Annotated in this window: 13 protein-coding genes; 6 read left to right on the forward strand and 7 right to left on the reverse strand. The window is 61.9% G+C overall.

Annotated features, from left to right (window positions below; genetic code table 11):
• The first annotated feature begins 298 nt into the window (after positions 1-298).
• Positions 299-3,118, forward strand: coding sequence for a TonB-dependent receptor (locus AC54AG_RS13585; protein ID WP_496630635.1), 2,820 nt, complete (start codon positions 299-301; stop codon positions 3,116-3,118).
• Positions 3,119-3,206: 88 nt separating this feature from the next.
• On the opposite strand, the gene aroG is transcribed toward AC54AG_RS13585, so the two are convergent.
• The gene (gene aroG, locus AC54AG_RS13590) at positions 3,207-4,271 is read right to left on the reverse strand and encodes a 3-deoxy-7-phosphoheptulonate synthase AroG (RefSeq protein ID WP_034760477.1); all 1,065 of its coding nucleotides are present in this window, start codon (positions 4,269-4,271) and stop codon (positions 3,207-3,209) included.
• Positions 4,272-4,769: 498 nt separating this feature from the next.
• Between aroG and AC54AG_RS13595 the strand changes: the two genes are divergently transcribed.
• The gene (locus AC54AG_RS13595) at positions 4,770-7,616 is read left to right on the forward strand and encodes a TonB-dependent receptor (protein WP_331777555.1); all 2,847 of its coding nucleotides are present in this window, start codon (positions 4,770-4,772) and stop codon (positions 7,614-7,616) included.
• 138 nt (positions 7,617-7,754) lie between these two features.
• Here AC54AG_RS13595 and tldD read toward each other — a convergent pair whose 3' ends face one another.
• Genes tldD through AC54AG_RS13610 form a run of 3 tightly spaced genes read right to left on the reverse strand, consistent with a single transcriptional unit; the run spans position 7,755 to position 14,225 of the window.
• On the reverse strand, positions 7,755-9,215 hold the full coding sequence (gene tldD, locus AC54AG_RS13600) for a metalloprotease TldD (RefSeq protein WP_331777556.1): 1,461 nt from the start codon (positions 9,213-9,215) through the stop codon (positions 7,755-7,757).
• Positions 9,216-9,236: 21 nt separating this feature from the next.
• Complete coding sequence (locus tag AC54AG_RS13605) at positions 9,237-10,037, reverse strand: carbon-nitrogen hydrolase family protein (RefSeq protein ID WP_034760185.1); 801 nt, start codon at positions 10,035-10,037, stop codon at positions 9,237-9,239.
• Between the two features lie 30 nt (positions 10,038-10,067).
• Entirely contained in the window at positions 10,068-14,225 is a 4,158-nt protein-coding gene (locus tag AC54AG_RS13610) for a YhdP family protein (RefSeq protein WP_331777557.1), read from the reverse strand.
• A gap of 257 nt (positions 14,226-14,482) precedes the next feature.
• On the opposite strand from AC54AG_RS13610, the gene glnE reads away from it, so the two are divergent.
• The 3 genes from glnE (at position 14,483) to AC54AG_RS13625 (ending at position 18,352) form a co-directional block, all read left to right on the forward strand.
• Entirely contained in the window at positions 14,483-17,236 is a 2,754-nt protein-coding gene (gene glnE / locus AC54AG_RS13615) for a bifunctional [glutamate--ammonia ligase]-adenylyl-L-tyrosine phosphorylase/[glutamate--ammonia-ligase] adenylyltransferase (protein ID WP_442907247.1), read from the forward strand.
• A gap of 13 nt (positions 17,237-17,249) precedes the next feature.
• On the forward strand, positions 17,250-18,026 hold the full coding sequence (locus AC54AG_RS13620; protein WP_034760193.1) for a YoaK family protein: 777 nt from the start codon (positions 17,250-17,252) through the stop codon (positions 18,024-18,026).
• 137 nt (positions 18,027-18,163) lie between these two features.
• Complete coding sequence (locus AC54AG_RS13625) at positions 18,164-18,352, forward strand: hypothetical protein (RefSeq protein ID WP_034760197.1); 189 nt, start codon at positions 18,164-18,166, stop codon at positions 18,350-18,352.
• A 76-nt stretch (positions 18,353-18,428) separates the two neighbouring features.
• Here the strand turns inward: AC54AG_RS13625 and gap are convergent, their stop codons facing one another.
• Both gap and tkt read right to left on the reverse strand, forming a co-directional pair.
• Positions 18,429-19,439 (reverse strand): type I glyceraldehyde-3-phosphate dehydrogenase, encoded by a 1,011-nt coding sequence (gene gap / locus AC54AG_RS13630; RefSeq protein ID WP_046685413.1) that lies wholly within the window; start codon positions 19,437-19,439, stop codon positions 18,429-18,431.
• A 77-nt stretch (positions 19,440-19,516) separates the two neighbouring features.
• Positions 19,517-21,514 carry a transketolase gene (gene tkt / locus AC54AG_RS13635; protein ID WP_070303341.1) on the reverse strand — a complete coding sequence of 666 codons (1,998 nt, stop codon included), beginning with the start codon at positions 21,512-21,514 and terminating at the stop codon, positions 19,517-19,519.
• Between the two features lie 196 nt (positions 21,515-21,710).
• Between tkt and AC54AG_RS13640 the strand changes: the two genes are divergently transcribed.
• On the forward strand, positions 21,711-22,436 hold the full coding sequence (locus AC54AG_RS13640; RefSeq protein ID WP_496630637.1) for a 16S rRNA (uracil(1498)-N(3))-methyltransferase: 726 nt from the start codon (positions 21,711-21,713) through the stop codon (positions 22,434-22,436).
• A 126-nt stretch (positions 22,437-22,562) separates the two neighbouring features.
• Here AC54AG_RS13640 and AC54AG_RS13645 read toward each other — a convergent pair whose 3' ends face one another.
• Positions 22,563-25,559, reverse strand: coding sequence for a TonB-dependent receptor (locus AC54AG_RS13645; protein ID WP_051992113.1), 2,997 nt, complete (start codon positions 25,557-25,559; stop codon positions 22,563-22,565).
• Positions 25,560-25,567: the final 8 nt, after the last annotated feature.

The raw sequence follows: 25,567 nt of genomic DNA on the forward strand, positions 1-25,567 counted from the left end.
CCAAAGACGGCGCCATCAGCGATGATGTGCGCCGTTTTATTTTACGCATCTGAGCAGGACTGACAAGGGTCCGCGATACTTTATTGCTGAAGGATTACAAAAAAAACAGGGAAATGTTGCATTTCGTCCAAAAAGTCCGCACGAAATTGACAATCTGAATCGTGAATGTTTTGATGAGGGCCCTGAAAATTTACAGAATTTTCATTGGTGGATTTGTAAAAAGGCAAATAAATTGTTAGTAAGCAACAAGTTATTTCAAAATAATTGCCGCCTTTATCACAATAACAAGGAATTTCAGATGATGATAGAAAATGTAATATCGCGGTCGCTGCGCCTGATGTTTGCAGGCGGCATGGCCCTGAGCATGCACGCCGCGTATGCACAAGAAACAACAGATGGCACCATGCAACGCGTGGAAGTCACCGGTTCGAGCATCAAGCGCATCGCTTCCGAAGCGTCGCTGCCGGTGCAGTCGTTCAACCAGAAAGACATCAAGAAAACCGGCGTCACCACGGTGACCGATTTCATCCAGCAAATTCCTGCGATGCAGGGCTTCTCCGTGGCCGCCGATTCGGTGGGCGGCGGCGGCGGCGGCGTCACCACGGCCTCGATCCACGATATCGGCGCAGCCTACACGCTGGTGCTGCTGAACGGCCGCCGTATTGCGCCATCCAATTCCGGCACCACCATCGACCTGAACTCGATCCCCCTGTCGGCCATCGAGCGCGTGGAAGTGCTGACGGACGGCGCCTCGGCACTGTATGGCGCCGACGCCATCGCCGGCGTGGTCAACTTCATCCTGAAAAAAGGCGCATCGCCGCTGGAAATCAATGCCAAGTACTCGCGTCCTGAAGAAAAAGGCGGCGCCAGCAACTCGATTTCCATCAGCAAGGGCTTCGGCGACATCGACGAAGATGGCTACAGCATCTTCGTGTCGGCCAGCCATGACGAACAAAAATCGCTGAAAGCATCGCAGCGCAGCTTCGCGAAAAGCGGCATCATCAATTTCAACGATCCGAAGAACGGCAAGGCACTGCAATTCATCAACGGTTCTTCGCGCTCGGCGCCAGGCAACGCAACTGTCGATTACGATGCCATCGATCCTGCCACCGGCAAGACAGTCAGCAAGTCCGTCAACCTGAACCCGTACGCACTGGCCCATGGCGGCAAATGTGCTGCCAGCAACATGGATTTCTATGGCGACGGCAATTGCTATTTCGATTCGCCATCGACCATCGAAATCAATCCCGAATCGAAGCGCGACGCCATCTTCAGCTCGGGTACCGTCAAACTGGGCAAAACCGGCTTCCAGGGTTTCTATGACCTCGCCTACACGGAAGCGCGCGTCGTCGCCAGCATTGCGCCGTACCCGGCCGATTTCTCCGTCGATGTCGGCTCGCCGCTGTTCAACAAATATCTGGCGCCGAACCTGACGCCAGCGCAACTGGCCAACGCCACGGGCGCCGTCGCCAAATACCGCCTGTCGGAAATGGGCAACCGCGTCTACGACTACGGCACCAAAGCCACCCACATCGTCGCCGGCATCGATGGCAATGCATTCGGCTGGGACATCAACTCCGCCGTAACGTACTCGAAAAACAAGCAGACGCAAGAATACGTCAGCGGTTTCCCGCTGGCGGACAAATTCGACGCGCAAGTAGCCGCCGGCAATATCGACCCGTTCGCCTACCCGGTCGGTTCCATGCCGGATGCCATGCGCCAGGCACTGCTGGGCACGGGCTTCAGCGGCACCTACAACACGCAAACCGTGGAAATGAAGGGCATCGACGGCCGCGCTTCACGTCCTGTGTTCTCGCTGCCAGGCGGCACGGCCATGCTGGGCGTGGGCGCCGACTACCGCAACACCTCGTACAAGGTGCAGCAGGCGAATGTTGCCAAACAGGCGCAGATCCTGTTTGACAATGCACAAGTCGACAGCGAATACGCACGCGACAATGCCGGCGCCTACGCCGAGCTGATGATGCCAATCTCAAAAAAACTGGAAATGACCGGCTCGCTGCGTTACGACCAGATCGGATCCATCGACGACAAGCTGACGGGCAAGACGGTAGGCAAGAAAGAAAACGCCACCACCTGGAAAGTCAGCGGCAAGTATTCCGCCACCAAGAGCCTGATGTTCCGCGCCGCTGCCGGCACCGGCTTCCGCGCCGCCAGCATGCAGGAAATCGCCGGTCCACTGGAAGACTGGGGCGTCACGGGCGGTAACTATCAATGCCCATTGACGGCAGCAAACGGCATGGGCGGCCATCCGCTGGCCAGCTACTGCAGCGGCGTGGGACGCCAGCAATTCGAAGCCTTCCAGGGCGGCAACCCGGACCTGAAGCCGGAAACGTCGAAGCAATGGAGCATCGGTACCGTGTTCGAACCAATCGACAGCCTGTCGATGTCGTTTGACCTGTGGAACGTGGAAATCCGCGACCAGGTGACCGCCGTGTCCGAAGGCCTGATCTTCAACGATCCTGCCAAGTACGCCAATCTGTTCACCACCAAGCACATCAGCTCGACGGGCAAGGACGTGCTGGCCATCAAGCTGCTGCCGATTAACATCGGCAAGGTGGAAAACCGCGGTATCGACTACGACTTCACCCACAAGATGAAGCTGCTGGACGGCCGCCTGACGAGCCGCCTGATGGGTACCTATCTGCTGCGTTCGCGCTACACGACGCCGGGCACCGATGATCAATGGGAAACCAGCCTGAATCGCTACGGTTCGAACGACAAGGTCAGCTTCCGCAACATCATCCGTGCCACCACCACGTATGAGACAGCCAAGTTCACGCATACGCTGAGCGCCAGCTACCGCAATGGCTACACGGACAAGGAACAGACGGCGAAAGACTGCGCCGTGATCGTGGCCGGCAGCCCTGGCGAATGCTATGGCATCCAGCTGGAAGTGCCGAGCTACACCACCTTCGACTTCCAGACGGCTTACCGTCCACTGAAAAACGTGGAAATCACGGGCGGCATCCTGAACCTGTTCGACCGCAATCCGCCGTTCACCCTGCGTAACACGGGTTCGCATCAAGTGGGCTACAACCCATCGTACTCGAGCGCCCTGGGCCGCCAGTTCTACCTGAGCGGTTCCTACAAGTTCTAAGCTGACCGCATCTGCTCTCGGCTGAAAACTGAAAAGCCCGGAAAGCTTAGCTTTCCGGGCTTTTTTTCATGCTGCGCGCCACGTCACTTTATTCCGCGTCGCCCTTCAAGCGGCGCTGCTTGACGGCTGCCGCCAGGTTTTCCAGCACGGCCACGCTGGCGCTCCAGTCGATGCAACCGTCCGTGACGGACTGGCCGTAGATCAATTCCTTGCCCGGGATCAAATCCTGGCGCCCCGCCACCAGGTGCGATTCCACCATCACGCCGACGATGCGGTCGTCGCCGCCCGCCACCTGGCTGGCAATGTCGGCGCACACGGGAATCTGGTTTTCCGGTTTTTTCGAGCTGTTCGCATGCGAGGCGTCGATCATCAGGCGCGCCGCCAGGCCTTGCGCCGCAATCGCCTTGCAAGCGTCGTCAACGCTGGCCGCGTCATAGTTCGGCGTTTTGCCGCCGCGCAGGATGATGTGGCAATCCTCGTTGCCATTGGTCGAGACGATGGCCGAGTGGCCGCCCTTCGTGACGGAAAGGAAATGGTGCGGCTGCGAGGCGGCCTTGATGGCTTCCACGGCGATTTTGACATTGCCGTCCGTGCCATTCTTGAATCCGACGGGACAGGATAATCCCGACGCCAGCTCGCGGTGCACCTGCGATTCCGTCGTGCGCGCGCCGATGGCGCCCCAGCTGATCAAGTCGGCGATATATTGCGGGCTGATCACGTCGAGGAACTCGGTACCGGCCGGCAAGCCCAGCTCATTGATATCGCGCAACAGTTCGCGCGCCATGCGCAAGCCGTCGTTGATGCGGAAGCTGTTGTCCATGTACGGATCGTTGATCAGGCCCTTCCAGCCCACCGTGGTGCGCGGCTTCTCGAAGTAGACGCGCATGACGATTTCCAGTTCGCCCGCGAAACGCGCGCGCTCCTTCACCAGCAGGCGCGCATATTCCATCGCCGCCTTGGTGTCGTGGATGGAGCAAGGCCCGATCACCACCATCAGGCGGTCGTCCTGGCCGTGCAGGATACGGTGCAGGGCAATGCGGGCGCTGGCGGCTGTCTGTTCGGCTTGCTCCGAGCAGGCGAATTCGCGGATCAGGTGGGACGGCGGGGTCAATTCCTTCATTTCGCGAATTCGCAAATCATCGGTGCGGGGCATCATTTTCTCCAAAATTTAAGGATGGGTAAAACATCTGGGTAAAAAAAAACCGCCATCAGTGGCGGTTTTTTAGAATTTGCTGGGATCTCGTTTTGCTGCTACGTGAACCGACCGCTACTCCACCGCCTTTGGGTTGGAATTGCTAAAGTAAAAATAAGCGGTAAAAAAGTGGCGAGCGAACATGCGAGTCATCCGTAAGTGATGAACGACTATAAACCTAAATTGCAAGGGTTGGCAAGCATATTTGTCGGCAAAGCCGCATGCCGCTGCCGTTTTACACTGCAAAGTACGTTAAAAAGCATAAAAAGTTGCGCGCTGCCCATACCCGTTCGCAGGTCACTACCGCTGTGTCCGTCGTGGCAACCACGCCACGCCAGCCATTCTATCGACGACAAGCGGGGCACTCCTTGATCCAGATCTAATCCCGGCATCGGCTCACGGACAAAACTCAAGGACGCATCAACGACCTTTGACTGCCTGACCTTTCCGGAGAACCGCATGATCCCTACCCTATCCTTACCATCCGCTGCCTTTTCACCACCCAGACTGGGCCTGGCGCTGGCCAGTGCGCTGCTGAGTCTGCCCGTCCTGGCGCAAGATGCTGCCCCGATTGCCCGCGTGGAAATCACCGGTTCGAACATCCGCCGCGCGCAGGCGGAAACGGCGTCGGCCGTGCAAACGCTGAACGCGGCCGACATTGAAAAATCGGGCAAGTCCAGCGTGGCCGAACTGCTGCAGACCTTAGCCGTCGACAACCAGGGCTCGGTGCCCACCACCTTCGGCAACGGCTTTGCCGCCGGCGCTTCCGGCGTATCGCTGCGAGGCCTGGGCACGGCCTCGACCCTGGTGCTGCTGAACGGGCGCCGCGTCGCGCCGTATGGCCTGGCCGACGATGGCCAGAAGGTATTCGCCGACCTGAACATCATTCCCCTGGAAGCGGTGGAACGGGTGGAAATCCTCAAGGATGGCGCCTCGGCCATCTACGGTTCGGACGCGATTGCCGGCGTTGTCAACGTGATCCTGCGGCGCGACTACCAGGGCACGGCCATCAAGGGCAATTACGGCAAGACGAAGGAGTGGGACGGGCGCGATGCGCGCGCCGCCATCACGCACGGCTTCGGCGACATCGACAGCGACCGCTACAACGTGCTGCTGAACCTCGAGTACAGCGAAAAGGCCGCCATCTGGAACCGCGACCGGGCCGGACGGGGCGCCGTGGGCCGCAGCGACTTGCGCGACCTGGGTTTCAGCGCGCAGGAGTCGCTCAGCGGTGCGGGCGCCATCACCACCAACAACGCGGCCGGCAGTGCCGTCAACGGCAATGTGCGCAATCCCGACACGCTCGACTACTACAACCGCGGCAACCTGTCCGGCGCGGGTTTTACACGCACCTTCCCCGGCGCCGCCTGCGGCAACTTCACCACGCATCCGCAAGGCGACCCGGGCGGCGGCTGCCTGACCGATGCCGCGCAGCAGTACGGGCAGATCCAGCCCAAGCAAAAGAACATCAATTTCTTCGGCCGCGCCGCCTGGCAACTGACGCCAGCACTGCAGACGTATGCGGAACTGAACGTGTATCACAGCGAATCAAACTCGGCCACCACGCCATCGACGGTCAGCGGCTCGGTCGGCTACCCGGGCGGGCCCGTCAGCAATGCGGGCGTGTCGCTCGGCGCAGCCCACCCGGACAATCCATATTTCGGCACGGCGGCGCGGCTGCGCTACCTGGCGGCCGACGTGGGACCGCGCCTGTCGGAAGTCAATTCGACCTTCACGCGCTTTGTGGCCGGCATCAAGGGCACGGTGGCGGGCTGGGATATCGACAGCGCCTTGCTGTACTCGCAGAACAAGGTGTCGAACGACTTGAACGGCTACCTGCAGCGCGACGTCGCCTTCGCCCTGCTCAACCCGACCGCCACGAACGTGGCGGCGGCCAGCCTGAACCCCGCCTATGCGGCCCTGCCGGCCGGCAGCCTGTGGCGTATCGCGGAAAACGCGGGCCTCAATTCGCCCGAGCTGTACGCGGCCCTGTCGCCGCGCATCTCGAACGATGCCAAGACGCATATCGCGCAGATCGACTTCAAGGCCAGCCGCGAGGTGGCAAAGCTGGACGGCGGCGGCCTGGGCGTGGCCGTGGGTGCGGAATTCCGCCATGAATCGACGGAACTCAAGCCCACCACGGGCACGGAACGGGGCAATATCATCGGCCTCGGCTATTCCGCCTACAAGGGCAGCCGCAACGCCTCGGCCATCTACGCCGAAGTGCTGGCGCCCGTGCTGAAAACCGTCGAGCTGTCAGGCGCCCTGCGCGCCGACCATTTCACCGACGTGGGCAATTCCTACACGCCGAAAGTGGGCGTGAAATGGACGCCCATGCGCGAACTGGCCCTGCGCGGCACCTTCGCCAAGGGCTTCCGCGCCCCCAGCGCGGCGGAAAACGGCGTCGGCGGCCTGGCCGCGTTTTCCACCGCCAGCGATCCGCTGCGCTGCGCGCTGGGCGTGGAAGTGGCGTGCGATCCCGCGCCGATCGCCGTCATCACCTCGCCCAATCCGAACCTGTCGCCGGAGCGTTCGCGCAGCTTTTCCGTCGGCGCCGTGTGGGACCCGCTGCCGCGCAGCAGCATTTCCGTGGACCTGTGGCAAATCCGCCGCAAGAATGAAATCAACCAGGAGCAAACGGATGCGGCCATTGCCGCCGGCAACGTAGCGCGCGACCCATCGACGGCCACCGGCATTGCCGGCGATCCGGGCGCCATCACGGCCGTGCTGGCCAACTATGTGAATTCGGCGCAAACGACGGTGCGCGGCATCGATATCGACGCCCGCCAGCGCTTCAACCTGGGCGGCGACTATGGCAACCTGACCTTCGACCTGAAGTGGACGCATCTGTACAAATGGCTGCGCACGGAACGCGATGGCACGCAGCGCGATTTTGCCGGCACGCATGGCAATTGCGACGTGTCCAACTGCATGGGTACGCCGGACGACCGCATCAACCTGGGCGCCACCTGGGAACGCCAGAACTGGCGGGTCACGGCCAACGTCAACTACCGTGCGCCGCTCGACAACATACTGTTCAAGAATGACCCGGACGGCTGCGCCACGCATTTCGCCGACGGCACCGACGCGCCGCGCGGCTGCCGCATCGCCTCGTTCACCACGGTGGACCTGACGGCCCGCTGGCTGGCCACGCCCAAGCTGGAAGTGTTTGCGACGATACAAAACCTGTTCGACAAGATCGCCCCGCTCGACCCGCTGACGTATGGCGCCACGGGCTACAACCCGCTCGACTACGCGGGCGCGGCAGGACGCTTTGTCAGTGCGGGGGTGAAGTATAAATTCTGAGAAATAGCGGTGGTGTCGGGTTGCGCCCTTCGGGCTAACCCGACCTACACGATCAGCTTGCCAGAAATGTAGGTCGGATTGCGCGGCGCAGCCGCGCGTAATCCGACACCGTTGTTGGCCGCGCAGTGCCCGAAAAGATCAGGCAGTCCCGCCAACCGTGATGCCATCGAGGCGCAAGGTCGGCTGCCCCACGCCCACGGGCACGCTCTGCCCTTCCTTGCCGCACACGCCCACGCCCGAATCGAGGCGCATGTCGTTGCCGATCATGGAGACACGGTTGAGCACGTCCGGGCCATTGCCGATCAGGGTCGCACCCTTCACCGGGTAGCTGAGCTTGCCGTTTTCGATCATGTACGCTTCGCTGGCCGAGAAGACGAACTTGCCGTTCGTGATGTCGACCTGGCCGCCGCCGAAGTTGACGGCATACAAGCCGTTTTTCACGGATGCGAGGATCTCGCCCGGGTCCTTGTCGCCGCCCAGCATGTACGTATTTGTCATGCGCGGCATGGGCAGGTGGGCGAACGATTCGCGGCGCGCATTGCCCGTCACGGGCATCTTCATCAGGCGCGCGTTCATCGCGTCCTGGATGTAACCCTTGAGGATGCCGTCCTCGATCAGGGTCGTGCACTGCGTCGGGTTGCCCTCGTCGTCGATGTTCAGGGAACCGCGCCGGCCAGCCAGGGTGCCGTCATCGACCACGGTGACGCCCTTGGCGGCCACGCGCTCGCCGATGCGGTCCGAAAACGCGGACGAGCCCTTGCGGTTGAAATCGCCTTCCAGACCATGGCCGATCGCTTCGTGCAGCAGGATGCCGGGCCAGCCCGGCCCCAGCACGATGGTCATGGGACCGGCTGGCGCGGGGCGCGCTTCCAGGTTCACCAGCGCCGAATTGACGGCGTCCGTCGCGTATTGTTCCAGCACGGCATCGCTGAAATAGTCATAGCTGAAGCGCCCGCCGCCGCCGGCCGAGCCCGTTTCGCGGCGGCCATTCTGTTCCGCGATCACGGTCAGCGACACGCGCACCAGCGGGCGGATGTCGGCCGCCAGCACACCGTCGCTGCGCAGCACCAGCACCACGTCGTATTCGCCAGCCAGGCCCGCCATCACTTGCACCACGCGGGGATCTTTCGCGCGCGCCATCTTTTCCACGCGCTCGAGCAGTTGCACCTTGGCCGTGGCATCGAGCGAGGCCAGTGGATCGTTGGGCAGGTACAAGGAACGCCCGCCTTGCGGCTGCATCTGGCCCGCGATCTTGATTTTGCCGGCGCCCGCGCGCGCAATCGTGCGCGTGGCCGCCGCCGCTTCCAGCAGGGCCCGCTCGGAAATGTCGTCGGAATACGCAAACGCCGTCTTGTCGCCGGACACGGCGCGCACGCCCACGCCCTGGTCGATGGAAAAACTGCCCGTCTTGACGATGCCCTCTTCCAGGCTCCAGCCTTCGCTCTTGGTCGACTGGAAATACAGGTCGGCATAGTCGACCTTGTGCGTAAACATCGTGCCCAGGGCCTTGAGCAGCTTGTCTTCGTCCAGGCCGAACGGCGTGAGCAGGATATCGCGCGCCACGGCCAGGCTGGACAGATTGGGTTCAAATGGGATCATGGCTTTTTCTCACAATTCAATTTACATGGTGCGGTGCGTGAGGGCCGGCAGCGACTCGCGCACGCCGGCCAGGAACACCAGGTCGATCTCGCCGCTGACCACGCCCTCGCCTTCGGGCAGCACGGCGATCACTTCGCCCCACGGGTCGATCAGCATGCTGTGGCCCCAGGTGCGCCGGCCGTTCGGATGCAGGCCGCCCTGCGCCGAGGCCAGCACATAGCACTGGTTTTCGATGGCGCGCGCGCGCAGCAGCACTTCCCAATGGGCGCTGCCCGTCGTATGGGTAAACGCGGCCGGCACGACGATCAGCGCGCAATCGCCCATGGCGCGGTACAGTTCGGGGAAGCGCAGGTCGTAGCAGATTGACAGGCCGACGCGGCCGAACGGCGTCTCGATAGCGCGCACCTGCGCACCGGGCACGATGGTGCGCGATTCATTGTACGACTCGATGCCGCGCGTAAAACCGAACAGGTGGATCTTGTCATAGCGGCCGGCCGGTTCGCCTTGCGGATCGTACACGAGCGTCGTATTCAAGACCTTGCCCTCCTGGCCCGAGATCAGGGGCAAGGTGCCGCCGATCAGCCAGATGCCGTGCTGGCGCGCCATCTGCGCCATGCCATCCTGGATGGGGCCACTGCCGGGCTGTTCCGCATGGGCCAGCTTGTCCGTTTCCTGCTTGCCCATGATGGCCCAGTATTCAGGCAGCACCACCAGTTGCGCGCCACCGGCGGCGGCCTGCGCCACCAGGCGCCGCGCCGTGGCCAGGTTGTCTTCCACGGAAGGCGAGGAAATCATTTGTACTGCTGCGACTGTATGCATCATTGCCACCTCTTATCCATTCGAACGCCTCGCCTATTTCGCCACGGCCTCCACCGCCGCAGCGGCAGGCACGGCGACAGGTTCCAATTTACCACCATCGAGTTTGGTCACGACGGGCGATTTCCACGGACCGGCGATCTGCATATGGTAAGTGAGCGCCTTCATCACGGGCGCACGCAGGAACAGCTGCGCCAGGAAACTGCCCAGGCCGATGACGGGATTGACGGCCAGCGCATACACGAGCGGCCCCGTTCCCAGGTTAAATTCAGGGATCACCACCACGTGCAGATTCGTCGTTTCATTGGCGATATCGGCCGTGCCATCCATCAGCACGGTGGCCGCCACGCCATGCATCTTGAGGTTGTTCGTCGTCACGACGCCGCGCTTGATGCTGGCGTTGGCCGTGATGCCGTCGAAGGCCAAGCCTTCGGAAAACACGTCGTGGAAATCGAGTTTCAGCAAGCGGGGCAAGGCTTGCAAGCTGAGCACGCCCAACAGCTTGGCCGCGCCCGGGTCCTGCTTGAGGAACTGGCCCGACTCCACGTTCATCTCGATCTGCCCCGACAAGGTGGGAATGTCGAACGAATACGGCAAGCCGTTCCAGGCGATGTCGCCGCTCAGACGGCCTTTGCCGCGGCGCACCGTGTCGGCAAAGCCGAAGCGGTCGAGCAGCTTGCCCGCATCGACGATATCGAGGCCGAAACGCAGGCTGGTCGTGCTCTGCCCATCCTTGATGACCCATTTGCCACTGCCGCTCAGGGCGCCATCGGGGTTTGACAGTTGCAGCTTGCCCACGCGCCACTCGCGTCCGCCCGCCGCCATGGTGTTATAGGCCTGCAACTCCAGCCGGCCGATCTTCTTGTTGAACAGCTCGAATTGCTCGGCGACGATATCGAGCGAAGGAATCGACTGGGCGCCACTTTTTCCTTCCAGTAAATTTTTCACATCGTTGGCGGCCGACTCCGGAATGATCAGCGAGGACAGGCGCGCCGTCATCTTGCCCAGGCCGGATGGCGTTTCCAGCCACGTCACATAGCCCGACACCTGTTTCGCATCGATATTGGCTTGCCACACATCCTTTTGATGCGTGGCGCCCACCACCACGTTTTCCAGCTTGCGCTCGCCCAGCATCAGTTCACTGGCGCGGGCCGCCATCATGTCCGGCACGACGTATTGCGCGATATCGGGCGCATCGTCGGCGCCGCCGCTGTCGGCGGACGCCGTCGCGCTGCCGGCGATCTCGCTGCCGGCGGCAATCCAGCTGTCCACGTCCAGGGTTTTCATGTTGACGTTGAGCATCATGCCGCTCTCCGGTTCCGGCGCCGGCACGTTCACGCCGATGCCGCCGCGCACCAGGCGCCAGGCATCCTTGCCCTGCTTCTGGCGCTGGTAGCGCGCAGCGATGCCGGAGCCCAGCGCGATGCGGATATCGTCCGTGCGCAAGCCGGCGCCATTGGCAGCATTGCCCGTCAGGGTGAATTTCACGGGCAGGCTGTCGCCGGCCGGTTTTTTCAGGGGAGCGGGGAAATCCAGGCCCAGGCCCGTCAGCGGCGACTCGACATTGACCACCACCTGGTGGTCGCGGGCCGTGATCAAGCCGCTGTAACGGGCGCCGCCATTCAAATGTTTCGCCAGACGCTGCAGCACGGGCGCCGGATAGGTCTTGCGCAAGCCGTCGATGGTCATGTTGCCGGCTATTTTCACCTGGATGGAGCTGTCCGGCTGCGTGCCGCCCGAGATGGCCAGCGGCCCGCCCAGCAGGCTGCCATTCAAACCATTCAGGTTGACGCCTTTTTCGTTGAATTCGATCTTGCCCTGCGTGCCCAGCACGGGCGGCATGTCGTGGAACAGCACCACGTCGTTGCCCGCCAGCTGCAAGCTGCCTTGCACGGTCGATTCGAGCATGCGTTCGATCGGCAAGTGCAATTTGAGGGCCAGCTTAGCGTTGCCCGTCGCCGTCGTTTCATCCGTGAAATGCTCGATCCAGCCCAGCACGGGGCTGGCCGTCACGTACTTGAGAAATTCCTGCATCGGGCCGGCCGCGTTGCCGTCGATATCGAGCAAGGTGTCGAACACCGTCAGGTCGGGGATCACGGCTTTGACATTCGTCAATGCCACGCCGCCCGTGGTGGCCGTGTCGCCGCGAATTTCCATGCGCGCGCGCTCGAACAAAAAACTGCCCTTGATCTTTTCCGCCTGCGGCCACAGGGGCGCCTTGCCCGCCAGCGGACCGCTTTCCGCAAATTCGCCGGGCGCATAATTCAAGGTGCCGTTCTCGATCTTTCCGGCGATACGGAAGTCGCCGCGGTTGCGCTGGGCAGGCGTGTCGGCCTTGAACGGGAAATGCTCGAGTTCGCCGCGCAGGCGCAGGCTGACATCGCGCGCCATGCCGCCTTCCAGCGCGCCCGTCAGCCAGTGGCGCAGGTGCTCGGGCGTTTGCAGCGGCAGATAGCGGCCGATGGTGTTGATCTGGAAATTATCGATCGTGCCCGTCAAGTCGACCTGGCCCAGGTTCTTGCCGTCGAGAGGCAAACGCTGCGAACCATGCAGGGCGACTCGCATGCCTTCTTGATTAAGATCAAGCCTGTCCAGGTCGACTTGTAGCATATTGTCTGCTTGGAAAGCCCAGCGCGCCTCCATTTCGAACTGTTCGAACGGCAAGGCCGGCTCACTCAAATAGGAGGCCAGTTGCAATACCAATCCCCGTGTATCGATATCGACCTTGCCGCCCTTTTCGCTGGCATCGATACTGCCAGTCAAATGTTCGAAACCGGGGATAGCCGGTGCGGCGGCCTGCGCGGGGCCGGTCGCCGTCTTCGCCACGGCCAGGCGCACCGGCTGCGCATTCAGACCCAGATCGATGAATTTGCCGCGCAAACGGTAGCTGGCCGGTGTCGCCATTTCGCCTTCCCATTGCGCGGCAAAATCCTGCAAACGCCCGCGCGGCGCCAGGGCGTCGAGACGCTGGCGCTGCTGTTCGCCCAGTGGCAGCTTGTCGGCCAATGCGGCCAGGGTTTGCAAATCGAGCGATTTGGCCGTGATTTCCGTGCGCGCCGGCTTGCGCTTGGTGGCAGCAATGAAACGCTCGGACAAAGTCGTGGGCGGCAGGCTGAGGCCGTCTCGGGTTTCCACCGCGAAATTCGTCAACTCCACCTGGTGCCCATTCGCGCCAAACGTCGGTTTGCCGTCGGGTGTCTGCGAGAGCTCTTCTTTTGCCGAAATGCGTCCGCTGACCGACAGCAGGTCGAGCGGCGCGATATGCTCGCCCAACTGCGCCGTCACATCCGTCAACCCCACGTCCGCCGTGAAACCGGCCAGGCGCGCGTGATCCAGGCTCAGCCAGGCGCGCAGGGCGCCCTTGCCCTGGCTCAGTTCGAACGGATAATCGAGGTAGCGGCGCCAGGCGGCCAGGTCGGCGTTTTTCAGGTCGGCGTACAGCTCGCCTTTCCACATCGACACATCGGAGATGCGCGTGCTGAAAGGCGGATGCGTGAAGTGAGCGCGCACATCGATGGGCGCGGCCAGACTGGCGGGTGGCGTGGCCTGCAAGCCCAGCCGGTGACTGCGCCAGCGGTTGCGCAGCAACAGATTGACCTGGGATAAGGCCAGCTCGGGTGTCCCACGCGCCTCGTCCGTCCAGCGCACCTTGCCATCGCGAATGATGATGTCATGTTGCGACAGCAGCCAGTCGGCGCCCTTGCCATCGCTGCCTTGCGTACTGTCGATCAACACCCCGGCCACGTACAGCTTGCCATCCTTGCTGCGCCGCACGTCCAGGTCCGGCCGCGTGATTTCCAGGGTAGTAAAGCGCACTGAACCCAGCACGCTCCACCACGACACGGTGGCCGATATGCTCGGCAAGCTCAGCGCCTGGCGGCCCGCCTGGTCACGCAGGGTCACGTCACCGAGGAAGAGATTGGGGCGAACGCCATGCCAGGAGGCATAAATACGCGCAATGCTGACGGGGTTGCCCAGCGCACGGCTGGCCGCCCGCTCGATATCGCCTTTGTAATAGTCGATATTCGGCAGAATCGCATAGCGCAGGAATAAAAACAGTACGGCGAAGGCGAAATACGCGAGCAGCACCAATTTGATGGTAAAACCCAACACATGGTGGGTGGCCAGGTTGGCCATGCGATAGGCGGCACGCAGCCGCTGCCAGCGCAGAGCCAATGGCACATGTTCTGTCACGCTTGCTTCTGGCGGTTTTTGCATCAATAAGCTAATAAACTGGCCCGGCGTCAAATAATGGCAAAAATCGTCTGCATTCGTGGTGCGCGCCTGCATCCTTGCGCTTGCGTCTGAGCAAAGCCTCCCTTACCATCGTCCGGAAGAGCACGCAATGCCGGCCGTGAGGCCAGCGGCATAATTTTACCGCATCCCCCGCCGTTCGCAGCCAAGTTAAACAAGAACATGCACGCCGCATCCACGAGACACTTACCGATACCATGAGCACACAGCCTTTGATTTCCGCCTCCCGTTTCTACCAGCGCTGGCTGGACGCCGCCCCCGAGCGCGCCGCGCAGGTAGCCCAACTGGTGCGCGCGCCGCTGGACGGGCTCGATTTTGCCGCCGAGCTGGCCGCCCAGGCGAGCGCCGCCACCCCGCCGCTGCCGCCCGAGCGGGCCATGCGCCGCCTGCGCAACCTGCTCGTTTGCGGCCTGATCGCACGCGATCTGGAAGGCCAGGCCGACTTGAACGAAGTCGTCACGGCCATGACGGGCTTTGCCGATTTCGCCATCCGCACGCACGTGGACGCCATCATGGCCGAGATGGTGGCCCTGCACGGCATGCCTGTCGGCGAGGAATCGGGCGAGGAACAGGCCTTGATGGTGTTGGCGATGGGCAAGCAGGGCGGCGGCGAGCTCAATGTCTCGTCCGATATCGACCTGATCTTTGTCTATCCGGAAGATGGCGACACGCAAGTCACCGTACCGGGCCAGCGCAGCCTGTCCAACCACGAGTTTTTTATTCGCATGGGCAAGAAGCTGATCGCCGCCCTGGCCGAGATCACGCAAGACGGTTTTACTTTCCGCGTAGATATGGCACTGCGTCCGAACGGGAACTCGGGGCCGCTGGCCGCCAGCCTGGGCATGGTGGAGCAATACCTGATCGTGCAGGGCCGCGAATGGGAGCGCTATGCCTGGGTCAAGGCGCGCGCCGTGACGGGCAAGCCGGAAGATATCGCGTCACTTGACGCCATCGTGCGCCCGTTCGTCTTCCGCCGCTACCTCGATTTCGGCGTCATCGATGCCATCCGCACCATGCACGGCCAGATCCGCGCCGAGGTCAACCGCCAGGAGCGGCTGCATCCGGACCGCAGCAACAACGTCAAGCTGGGCCGGGGCGGCATCCGCGAAATCGAATTCCTGGCCCAGGTCTTCCAATTGATACGGGGCGGGCGCGACGCCGAGCTGCGCGAGCGTTCCACGCGCGCCACCCTGCGCACGGTCGCGGACAAGGGCTTATTGGAGCCGGCTATCGTGGAACAGCTGCTCGGTTCCTACACCTTCCTGCGCAATCTCGAACACCGGCTGCAGTATCTTGACGATGCGCAAACCCACACCCTGCCCGCCAACGACGCCGACCGCCTCACCGTGGCGCAGATGATGGGTTTACCCGACACGCTCACCCTGCTGGCCCAGCTGGAAGCGCACCGCGTGTTTGTTGCCGGCCAGTTCGACGAGATGTTCAGCGACAAGAGCAGCGGCACGCCGCCGGCCGACACGGGCATCGACCCGCAAACGTCGAACGACTGCGCCGCCTCGGACCAGCAGGAAGCCATCGAAGCGCGCTTCGCCGCCCTCGGCTTCCATGAGCCGGCCGCCTGCGCGCGCCGCCTGCTGGCCACGTGGCAGGCACCCCGTTTGCAATCGTTGCCCGAGGCGAGCCGCACGCGCCTCGTCGCCCTCGTCAATTCCGCCCTGCCCCTGATCACCGATTGCTCCGTTTCCAATGGTAACGCCAGCCAGCTGGCCACCCTGGGCCGGCTGCTCGATTTCCTCGAAGCCATCGCGCGCCGCTCGGCTTATCTGTCGCTGCTGACGGAATACCCGCATACGCTCGAGCGCGTCGTGCGCATGGTGTGCGCCAGCGGCTGGGCCGCCACCTTCCTCACGCAGCACCCGATCCTGCTCGACGAACTGCTGGACGAGCGCATCCGCAACACGGTGCCGGACCCGGCCGCGCTGGCGCTCGACCTGCAGCGCCAGCTCGACGACGCGCCCGGCGACACGGAGCGGCAGATGGATATCCTGCGCGAAATGCACCACGCGCAGCTGTTCCAGTGCCTGGCGCAAGACCTGGCGGGCGACCTCAGCGTGGAAAAGCTGGCCGACTACCTGTCGCAGCTGGCCGACATCATCGTCGCCGCCACCGTGCAAGCCGTCTGGCAAACGTTACCGACGCGCCACCGCGAGGTGCCGAAATTCGCCGTCATCGCGTACGGCAAGCTGGGCGGCAAGGAACTCGGTTATGTCTCCGACCTCGACGTCATTTTCCTGTTCGACGATGACGACCAGGAAGCGCCCGGCCTGTACGCCAAGCTGGCGCAGCGCTTCATTACCTGGATGACTTCGCACACGTCGGCCGGCATCCTGTTCGACATCGACATCGCCCTGCGCCCCGACGGCGCCTCGGGCATGCTGGTCTCCAGCGTGCAGGCGTTCGAGCGCTACCAGGGCAGCGCGGCCTGGGTGTGGGAGCACCAGGCGCTCACGCGCGCGCGCTTCTGCGCGGGCGACGCCACCATCGGCAAGCATTTCGAACGCATCCGCGACACGATTTTGCGCAAGGAACGCCCGGAAAACGGCCCGCTCAAGGGCGAAGTGGTAGCCATGCGCAAGAAGATGCTCGACGCGCATCCGCCCCGCCCCGGCAGCTTCGATTTGAAACAGGATCCGGGCGGCATGATCGACATTGAATTCATGGTGCAATACCTGGTGCTCCAGCATGCGGCGCAGTATCCGCAGCTGACGGCCAACTCGGGCAATATCGCCCTGCTGCGCCTGTGCGGCGAACTGGGCCTGATCGACGCCCAGCTGGCCGCCCAGGTCGCCGACGCCTACCGCGCGCTGCGCAAGCTCCAGCACCAGCTGCGCCTGCAGGGGCAAGACCTGGCCCGCGTGGAACCGGAACGGGTGCGCGTGCATGCGGACAACGTGATGCGCCTGTGGCAAGCCATCTTCGGCGCCACCGCCTGAGGCTGGCCCGGGCATGCCGCTCCATTACCTGTCGCGCCTGAGCGGATCGGCGCGCGATACGCAAGCCAATCTGCAGCTGGGCTGCGTGCTGGCGCTGGTGGCCGGCGCCGTGAACGCGGGCGGCTTTCTTGCCATCGGCGGCTATACCTCGCACATGACGGGCATCGTCTCCGGCATGGCGGACGACCTGGCGCTGGGCAATATCACGGTGGCCCTGGCCGCGCTGGGCGCGTGGCTGGCCTTTGTCAGCGGCGCGGCTGTCACGGCCATCATGGTGAACTGGGGCAAGCGGCGGCGCCTGCACAGCCAGTTTGCCGCCAGCCTGCTGCTGGAAGCGGCATTACTGCTGCTGTTCGGCTTGACGGGCAATTACCTGGCCACCATGCCCGACGTGCTGGGCCCCGTCACCATCTTGCTGCTGTGCTTTGTCATGGGTTTACAGAACGCCATCATCACCAAGATTTCTGGCGCCGTCATCCGCACCACGCACGTGACGGGCCTGTCCACCGACATCGGCATCGAACTGGGCAAGATGGCGTATTACAACCGGCGCCACCTGCCGGACCGGATGGTCAAGGTCAACCGCGGCAAGCTCAGAACGCACAGCCTGCTGATCGCCTGCTTCTTCATCGGCGGCGTCAGCGGCGCCCTGGCCTTCAAGCACATCGGCTTTCCCGCCGCCACCATCCTGCTCGCCGGCGTGCTGACCCTGCTGTCGGGCGTACCCGTGCTGCGCGACTTGCGCCTTCTATGGCGCTTCTACCGCCGTCGCCTGCACACCCAACGTTGATAAAAATATTTTTCTTTAAAGCAATAATATTCTGATTTTAATGCTAATATTTTTCTGCGCTTGGCGAGCCCATCATGCCTGCCCTGGCGGCCTTTTGAGTTGACACCCTACCGTTGTCCAATTGTGAAAGCGAGAAAATGATTTCCATTAAAAAAGCCCTGTTTGTCTTTGCCGCTGCTGTCGGCATCGCCGCCTCGTTCTCCAGCGCGGCCGCCGTGCGCGCATGGATTCCATCGGAAAACTGCGATTACATCCTCAACATGTGCTATCAGGGTGTCGAGGTAGCGTGCGAACAGTGGCGCAGCCAGTGCGAACCCAAAGAATAAGCGGAGCAAGCGCAGGCGACAGACGAAAAAAAACGCCCAGTTCAAACTGGGCGTTTTTTCTTATGCGGTCAAAAAATTACTTCGCCGACATCAGTGCAACGGTGGTGTCGAGCATGCGGTTCGAGAAACCCCACTCGTTGTCGTACCACGACGATACTTTCACCAAACGGCCCGACACTTTGGTCAGGGTCGAATCGAAGTTCGACGAAGCCGGGTTGTGGTTGAAGTCGATCGAGACCAGCGGTTCGGTCTGGTACGTCAGGATGCCTTCCAGGGCGCCTTCCGAAGCGGACTTCATCAGTGCGTTGACTTCTTCCACGGTGGTGTCGCGCTTGGCGATGAACGACAGGTCGACCAGCGAGACGTTGATGGTCGGCACGCGGATGGCGAAGCCGTCCAGCTTGCCATTCAGCTCAGGCAGCACCAGGCCCACGGCGGCAGCGGCGCCCGTCTTGGTCGGGATCATGCTCATGGTGGCCGAACGGGCGCGGCGCAGGTCTTCATGCATCACGTCGGACAGCACCTGGTCGTTGGTGTAGGCGTGCACGGTGGTCATCAGGCCCGTTTCGATGCCGATGGCGTCGTTCAGCGGCTTGACCAGCGGTGCCAGGCAGTTGGTGGTGCACGAAGCGTTCGAGATGACGGTGTCGGTCGATTTCAGTACCGAGTGGTTCACGCCGAACACGACGGTCGCATCGACGTCCTTGCCGCCTGGTGCCGAAATGATGACTTTTTTCGCGCCGCCCTTCAAGTGAGCCGAAGCTTTCTCTTTGGTGGTGAAGAAGCCCGTGCACTCCAGCACGACGTCCACGCCCAGCTCGCCCCATGGAATTTCAGCAGGATTGCGCTGTGCGAATACGCGGATCGGATCGCCATTGACGATCATGTTGTCGCCTTCGACGGTGACCGTGCCCGGGAACTTGCCGTGCGCGGTGTCGTAGCGGGTCAGGTGGGCGTTCGATTTGGCATCGCCCAGGTCGTTGATGGCAACGATCTGGATATCCTGTTTCTTGCCGCCTTCGTAGAAAGCGCGCAACACATTACGGCCGATGCGGCCGTAGCCATTGATTGCAACTTTGATCGTCATACTCTGCTCCTGATTAAAAAAAAGGTATCAGCACAGCACCCCGGCCAGCAATGGCCAGGGTCTGCTCAAAATCAATATTAGCCAGCGATAACGGCTTTCACCTTGGCGACGACGTTCTCGACCGTGAAACCGAAGTGCTTGAACAGCACGCCGGCAGGCGCCGATTCGCCAAACGTGTCGATACCGACCACGGCGCCTTCCAGGCCCACGTATTTGTACCAGAAGCTGGTCACGCCCGCTTCGATGGCCACGCGCGGCACGCCTTTCGTCAGCACGCTGGCCTTGTAGGCAGCGTCCTGGCGGTCGTACACGTCGGTCGACGGCATCGACACCACGCGTACGGCGATGCCTTCGGCAGCCAGCGCGCTGGCGGCGGCGACGGCCAGTTCCACTTCGGAACCGGTGGCGATCAGGATCGCCTTGGCGTCGGCCACGTCGTTCAGCACATAGCCACCGCGGTAGATGTTCTCGATCTGTTCGGCGCTACGTTCTTGATATGGCAGGTTCTGGCGCGAGAAGATCAGGGTCGACGGGCCATCCTTGCGGCGCACGGCGGCGCCCCAGGCAGCAGCCGACTCGACGGTGTCGCATGGACGCCAGTTGTCCAGGTTCGGGATCAAGCGCATCGACGAGACGTGCTCGACCGATTGGTGCGTCGGGCCGTCTTCGCCCAGGCCGATCGAATCGTGGGTGAACACGAAGATCGAACGCAGTTTCATCAGGGCGGCCATGCGCAGGGCATTGCGGCTGTAGTCGGAGAACGTCAGGAACGTGGCGCCGAACGGGATGTAGCCGCCGTGCAAGGTGATGCCGTTCATGATGGCGCTCATGCCGAATTCGCGCACGCCGTAGTTGATGTGGTTGCCAGGCTGGCCCGAACGCACGGCCACGCACTCTTTCCAGTTGGTCAGGTTCGAACCGGTCAGGTCGGCCGAGCCGCCGAGGAATTCCGGCAGGGACGAAGCCAGCGCCTGGATGGCGTTCTGGCTGGCCTTGCGGGTGGCGATGTTTTCTTTCTTTTCCACGCAGGAAGCGATGGCAGCCGACAGGGCCGTTTCAAATGCCTGTGGCAACTCGCCTTGCATGCGGCGGGTCAGTTCAGCGGCTTGCTGCGGGAATTCGCGGCTGTAGGCGGCAAAGCGCTCGTTCCAGTCCGCCTCCAGCAGGGCGCCCTGTTCCTTGGCATCCCAGGCCGCGTACACGTCGGCCGGCATCTCGAACGGAGCGGCATCCCAGCCGATGTATTCGCGCACGGCGGCGATTTCCTTGTCGCCCAGCGCGGCGCCGTGGACCTTGTCGCCGCCTTGCAGGTTCGGCGAACCCTTGCCGATGATGGTCTTGCAGCAGATCAGGGTTGGCTTCGATGCGGTCTTGGCGGCGGCGATGGCTGCAGCCACGGCGGCAACATCGTGGCCGTCAACGGCGCGGATGACGTTCCAGCCGTACGCTTCGAAGCGCGCCGGGGTGTCGTCCGTGAACCAGCCTTCGACCTTGCCGTCGATGGAAATGCCGTTGTCGTCGTACAGGGCGATCAGCTTGTTCAGGCCCAGGGTGCCGGCCAGCGCGCACACTTCGTGCGAAATGCCTTCCATCAGGCAACCATCACCGACGAAGGCGTAGGTGTAGTGGTTGACGATGTCGTGGCCGGGCTTGTTGAATTCAGCAGCCAGCAATTGCTCCGACAGGGCCATGCCGACGGCATTAGCGATGCCCTGGCCCAGCGGGCCGGTGGTCGTTTCCACGCCTGGCGTGATATCGACTTCCGGGTGGCCCGGGGTTTTCGAATGCATCTGGCGGAAGGCCTTGATGTCATCCATCGACAGCTCGTAGCCCGTCAGGTGCAGCAGCGCGTAGTGCAGCATCGAGCCGTGACCGTTCGACAGCAGGAAGCGGTCGCGGTTCTGCCATTTCGGGTTCGCGGGATTGTGGCGATAGTGACCACTCCACAGGGCAACTGCGATCTCGGCCATGCCCATCGGCATGCCTGGATGGCCGGAGTTGGCCTTTTGTACAGCGTCCATTGCCAGTGCGCGGATCGCATTGGCCATTTTGGTAGTCGGGAGCGTAGTTGTCATGATGGTGTGGGTCAGTCGCGAGTTTGGGATTCGTTTGCAACAGCACGGACAAGAAAGAACCCAGGCCGGCTGCTTTATGTAGTCAACTATTTTACCAGACTAGGGGGCCGCAAATTAGAATTGCGGCGTACTGGCCAGCCAAATGGCTATACTTTGACGTCTTTCCACCCCACATATACCCCCGTTGAGGATTTGCATGCCGCGTTTTTTCTGCCCCCAGCCGCTCGTTGCCGGCACCACCATCGCCCTGCCGGAGGCTGTCGCCCACCATATCCAGGTCGTGCGCCTGGCGCCGGGCGACGTCATCACCCTGTTCAATGGCGAAGGCGGCGAAGTGCAGGCGAGCCTGGTGGCGGTCGCCAAGCGCAGCGTGACGGCGCAAATCCAGGCGCACGTGGCGCGTGAAGCGGAGCTGCCCTACGCCGTGACCCTGGCGCAGGCGTTGCCGGAAGCGTCTAAAATGGACTGGATTATCGAAAAAGCCATCGAACTGGGTGCGGCGGGCATCGTGCCGCTGTCGGCGCAGCGCTGCGTGGTACGCCTGTCCGCCGAGCGGGCCGAGAAAAAACTCGCGCATTGGCAAGGCATCATCGTATCCGCATCGGAACAATGCGGACGCAACCGGCTGGCACAGCTGGCGCCATTGCAAGACTTCAATAGCTGGAGCAGCCAGCAAGATTTGCATAAACGCATCATCCTGACACCGCGCGCGCAGCAGTCGCTGGCCGACTGGGCGCGTCACCAGCCGCCGCAAGCGATCACCGTGATGGTGGGGCCGGAAGGAGGGTTTTCGGAAGCGGAAGAAAAGGCAGCCCTGGCCGCCGGCGCCATCGGCTTGAGCATGGGGCCGCGCATCCTGCGCACGGAAACGGCGGGATTGACGGCGCTGGCGATGCTGAGTGCCTTGTGGGGCGGCATGTAAACTGTGCCACCCAAGAAAACGCCCCGCAAGCTTTGCAGCTTGCGGGGCGCCAGAAACTTCTAGACTTGCCTGTACATCCCAGCCTACGCCAGCTGACCAAGGTCAGCCGGCGAAGGCGGAGTCACATCAGAACTTGTGGCTGTACTGAGCCGACAAGCGCACGGTGCGCGGGCTCGAATACGCATTGACCATGCCAGCGGTTGGGCTGACTGCAGTACCGGCGGCGCTGGTGTTGTAAGCCTCGTCGATCGATTGCGCCACTTGACGGTTGGTTGCGTTCAGCACGTCGACTTTCAGCACGATGCCCTTGATTTGCTCTGGCTTGTAGATGAAGTTCAAGTCCAGGCGCATTTCCGTTGGCAGCGTACCGTAAGCGCCGCGGCCGTTCGGGCCGGTTGGGCACAGGAAGAAGATCGAACCGTATTGCGACAAGCCCAAGCCCTGTTGATCCATGGACGCTGGGATATTGCAAGTACGCGACATTGGACGGCCCGTTGCCACCAGCAAGTTGCCACCGACGCCGAACTGGCTCGTGAACTCATAGTAGCCGTAGGTTTTCAACTGATGCGCACGGTTGTTCGGCAACAAGCCGCTGCCGTTGACCATCGTTTCAGGGAAGTCCCAGCCCGAGCTGAAGCCCACGTCGGCCTGGCCGTTATCCGACTTGGTCTGGCCTTCCTGATTGCCTTCGCTGCGCGACCACGTGTAGTTCATCTTGCCATACCAGCCATTGCGCATCGGATGTTCGAGCATGAATTCCAGCGCCGTGTAGGTACGCTTGGCTTTTTCCGGGAAGCCTGCATCGGCAGCCGAAATCGTCACCGCGCGCTGTGCACCGTTTGGTCCCACTGGGATCATGAAGGTGTTGTCCTTGCCTGGATTGAACAGGGCGCCGTTCCAGCCATGATCGTCGAAGTACTCTTTTTCAGCGCCCGTCAGCTTGGCCGAGATGGCACGTGGATCCGAGTAGTCATCGATCGTGTTTTTCAGCTTACGGTAGGTAAACTTGATACCGCCGTTGAAATCAGGCGTCAGGGCCTTCTCGAAGCCCAGGTTGATCTCGTCCTGGAAGTGAGCCTTCAAGTTGGTCGCAGCCAATTCATTGGCGCGTTTTTCCTGGCCAAATTCATTGTTAGCCGACACGACATTGCTGATCGGGTTCAAGCCCAGCGGTGCGCCGGTGGTTGGGTTGACGCCGGTGTAGGTGTAGAAGCGGTCGGTGTTCAGCGAAGCGCCGGCAAAACGTACGGCCATGTTGGCAGGCAATTGCATGAAATAGCGGCCAGCCGTACCGAAGACTTTCAGGGAACCGTCGCCGTACACATTCCAGGCCGCATTCAAGCGCGGTGCCAGCATGTTTTTCTGTTCCACGAAGGTTTCGCCGATACCGTTCATGTTCTTGAACGACTCATTGCGCAAGCCCAGTGTCACGACCAGGTTTTCAGTGGCTTGATAGCGGTCCTCGATGTACTGCGCCGATTGCTCGACGGTCGGAGTGGAGCCGCCGCGCTGCAGATTTTCACGCACGTAGTAACCTTGGGTACCATAACCGCCGCCAGCTGCCGGCGACATATTGTGGCCAGACAATACCGTGTTCGGATTGGTCTTCAGGTACGTCCAGGTACCGCCGCCAGCCGCTTCCGTGCCGTTCAGGGCATTGATCTTGTTGTGATCCAGACCGCCGCGTATCGTATGCTGCTTGGCCAGTTTGTATTCCAGATCCAGGCGATAGCCGCGGTTGGTATCTTGCGCACCATCACGCAACAGGGCCGAGCTAAAACCTTGCACCTGGCTAGGCTGGTAATTCACGCCTGGCACCTGGTTATCCGGGGAGGCAACGACAGGACGCAAGCCTGGAATGTAGCCAAACGGATTTTGCTCGCGTTGCGTCTTGGCCTGGCCGATCAGGGCTTGCACGGTCAGATCATCGGTCACATAGCTGGTCAGCTTGAGGATGTCGATGTTGGAGCCCTGGGCTGCCGCCAGCGCAGCGCCGGTGGCGTTCAGGAACAGCACACCTGCCGAATAGTTCTTGAATTTGGCGCCGCCGTTCTGCACATAGCCGCGCTTCTTGGTGTCATAGTTGAAGCCGTAGTATTGATCGTTAACATTCGACTCGTCCGAAATATGCGTGTATTCGAGGCGGTTGTTGTCGGTGATATTCCAGTCGATCTTGGCGATATAGCGCGGCACCTCGGATTTTTGCACCAGCCAGCCGGTCTGGTTGTTCACGGTGCTGGTCGAGGCCAGGCGTGCCGTTTCGCGGTCCATCTTGGTAAATTCGCCACCCAGATAGATGAACAGCTTGTCCTTGATCAGCGGGCCGCTGACGTAGGCGTTGTAGACCTTCTCGGTCAGCTTGTCGCCTTCGCGGTAGTTGTAGATCTTGCCATCCGTTTTGGGATTGGCGCCCGTGTTCGGGAACATGATGTTCTTGGCTTTGCCGCGCAGCGAATCAGGCGCGTAGGTAAAGCCAGCACCGAATTCCCAGTTATTGGTACCGCTCTTGGTGGTGATATTGACCACGCCACCCGTCGAACGTCCAAACTCGGCGCCGTAGCCGCCGGTGATGATTTGCGCTTCAGCAATCGAGCCGAAAGGCAGGGAAGAGTAGCCAACCTGGTACAGGCTGTTGGTGACGGGGAAACCGTTGATATACGCCGCATTTTCCGACGCGCTGGAGCCGCCGAAGCTGGCGGCGTTGTTGCCGTAGCGCGAGTCGGCGCGCGTGGTGCCGCCTGCCAATTGCACAATGTTGGCAACCGTAGGCGCCAGTGGCAGGGTAGCCAGCTCGCGCGAATTGAAGGAGGAACCGGAGTTGGAGCTGGTGACATCGATCGCGCGGCGGCGGCTCGTCACGTTCACGGTTTGCACTTGCTGCAGCGCTACTTCGCTTTCCTGGCCGATGCGCACTTCCACGTCCTGCGTGCTGACGACGGAAGAACCTTTCAGCAGCGTTACCTTGTAGTTACCGACTGGCAGGGAGGTGATGCGGAAAGTACCGCTTGCATCGGGCGAAATGGTCCGCTTGAAACCATTGTCGGAACCGACGATCTGCACCGACGCGCTGGCATCCGGCGCAATCTTGCCGATGATGTTGCCCGTGGCATTCGACTGTGCCATTACCGCTG

The organism is Janthinobacterium sp. BCJ23, from assembly GCF_059617945.1.

What these genes read in the sequence shown, in the direction of transcription:
- AC54AG_RS13585 (WP_496630635.1), top strand. Translation starts at nt 299, where the DNA reads ATGATGATAGAAAATGTAATATCGCGGTCGCTGCGCCTGATGTTTGCA.
- aroG (WP_034760477.1), bottom strand. Translation starts at nt 4,271, where the DNA reads ATGCCCCGCACCGATGATTTGCGAATTCGCGAAATGAAGGAATTGACC.
- AC54AG_RS13595 (WP_331777555.1), top strand. Translation starts at nt 4,770, where the DNA reads ATGATCCCTACCCTATCCTTACCATCCGCTGCCTTTTCACCACCCAGA.
- tldD (WP_331777556.1), bottom strand. Translation starts at nt 9,215, where the DNA reads ATGATCCCATTTGAACCCAATCTGTCCAGCCTGGCCGTGGCGCGCGAT.
- AC54AG_RS13605 (WP_034760185.1), bottom strand. Translation starts at nt 10,037, where the DNA reads ATGATGCATACAGTCGCAGCAGTACAAATGATTTCCTCGCCTTCCGTG.
- glnE (WP_442907247.1), top strand. Translation starts at nt 14,483, where the DNA reads ATGAGCACACAGCCTTTGATTTCCGCCTCCCGTTTCTACCAGCGCTGG.
- AC54AG_RS13620 (WP_034760193.1), top strand. Translation starts at nt 17,250, where the DNA reads ATGCCGCTCCATTACCTGTCGCGCCTGAGCGGATCGGCGCGCGATACG.
- AC54AG_RS13625 (WP_034760197.1), top strand. Translation starts at nt 18,164, where the DNA reads ATGATTTCCATTAAAAAAGCCCTGTTTGTCTTTGCCGCTGCTGTCGGC.
- gap (WP_046685413.1), bottom strand. Translation starts at nt 19,439, where the DNA reads ATGACGATCAAAGTTGCAATCAATGGCTACGGCCGCATCGGCCGTAAT.
- tkt (WP_070303341.1), bottom strand. Translation starts at nt 21,514, where the DNA reads ATGACAACTACGCTCCCGACTACCAAAATGGCCAATGCGATCCGCGCA.
- AC54AG_RS13640 (WP_496630637.1), top strand. Translation starts at nt 21,711, where the DNA reads ATGCCGCGTTTTTTCTGCCCCCAGCCGCTCGTTGCCGGCACCACCATC.
- AC54AG_RS13645 (WP_051992113.1), bottom strand. Translation starts at nt 25,559, where the DNA reads ATGGCACAGTCGAATGCCACGGGCAACATCATCGGCAAGATTGCGCCG.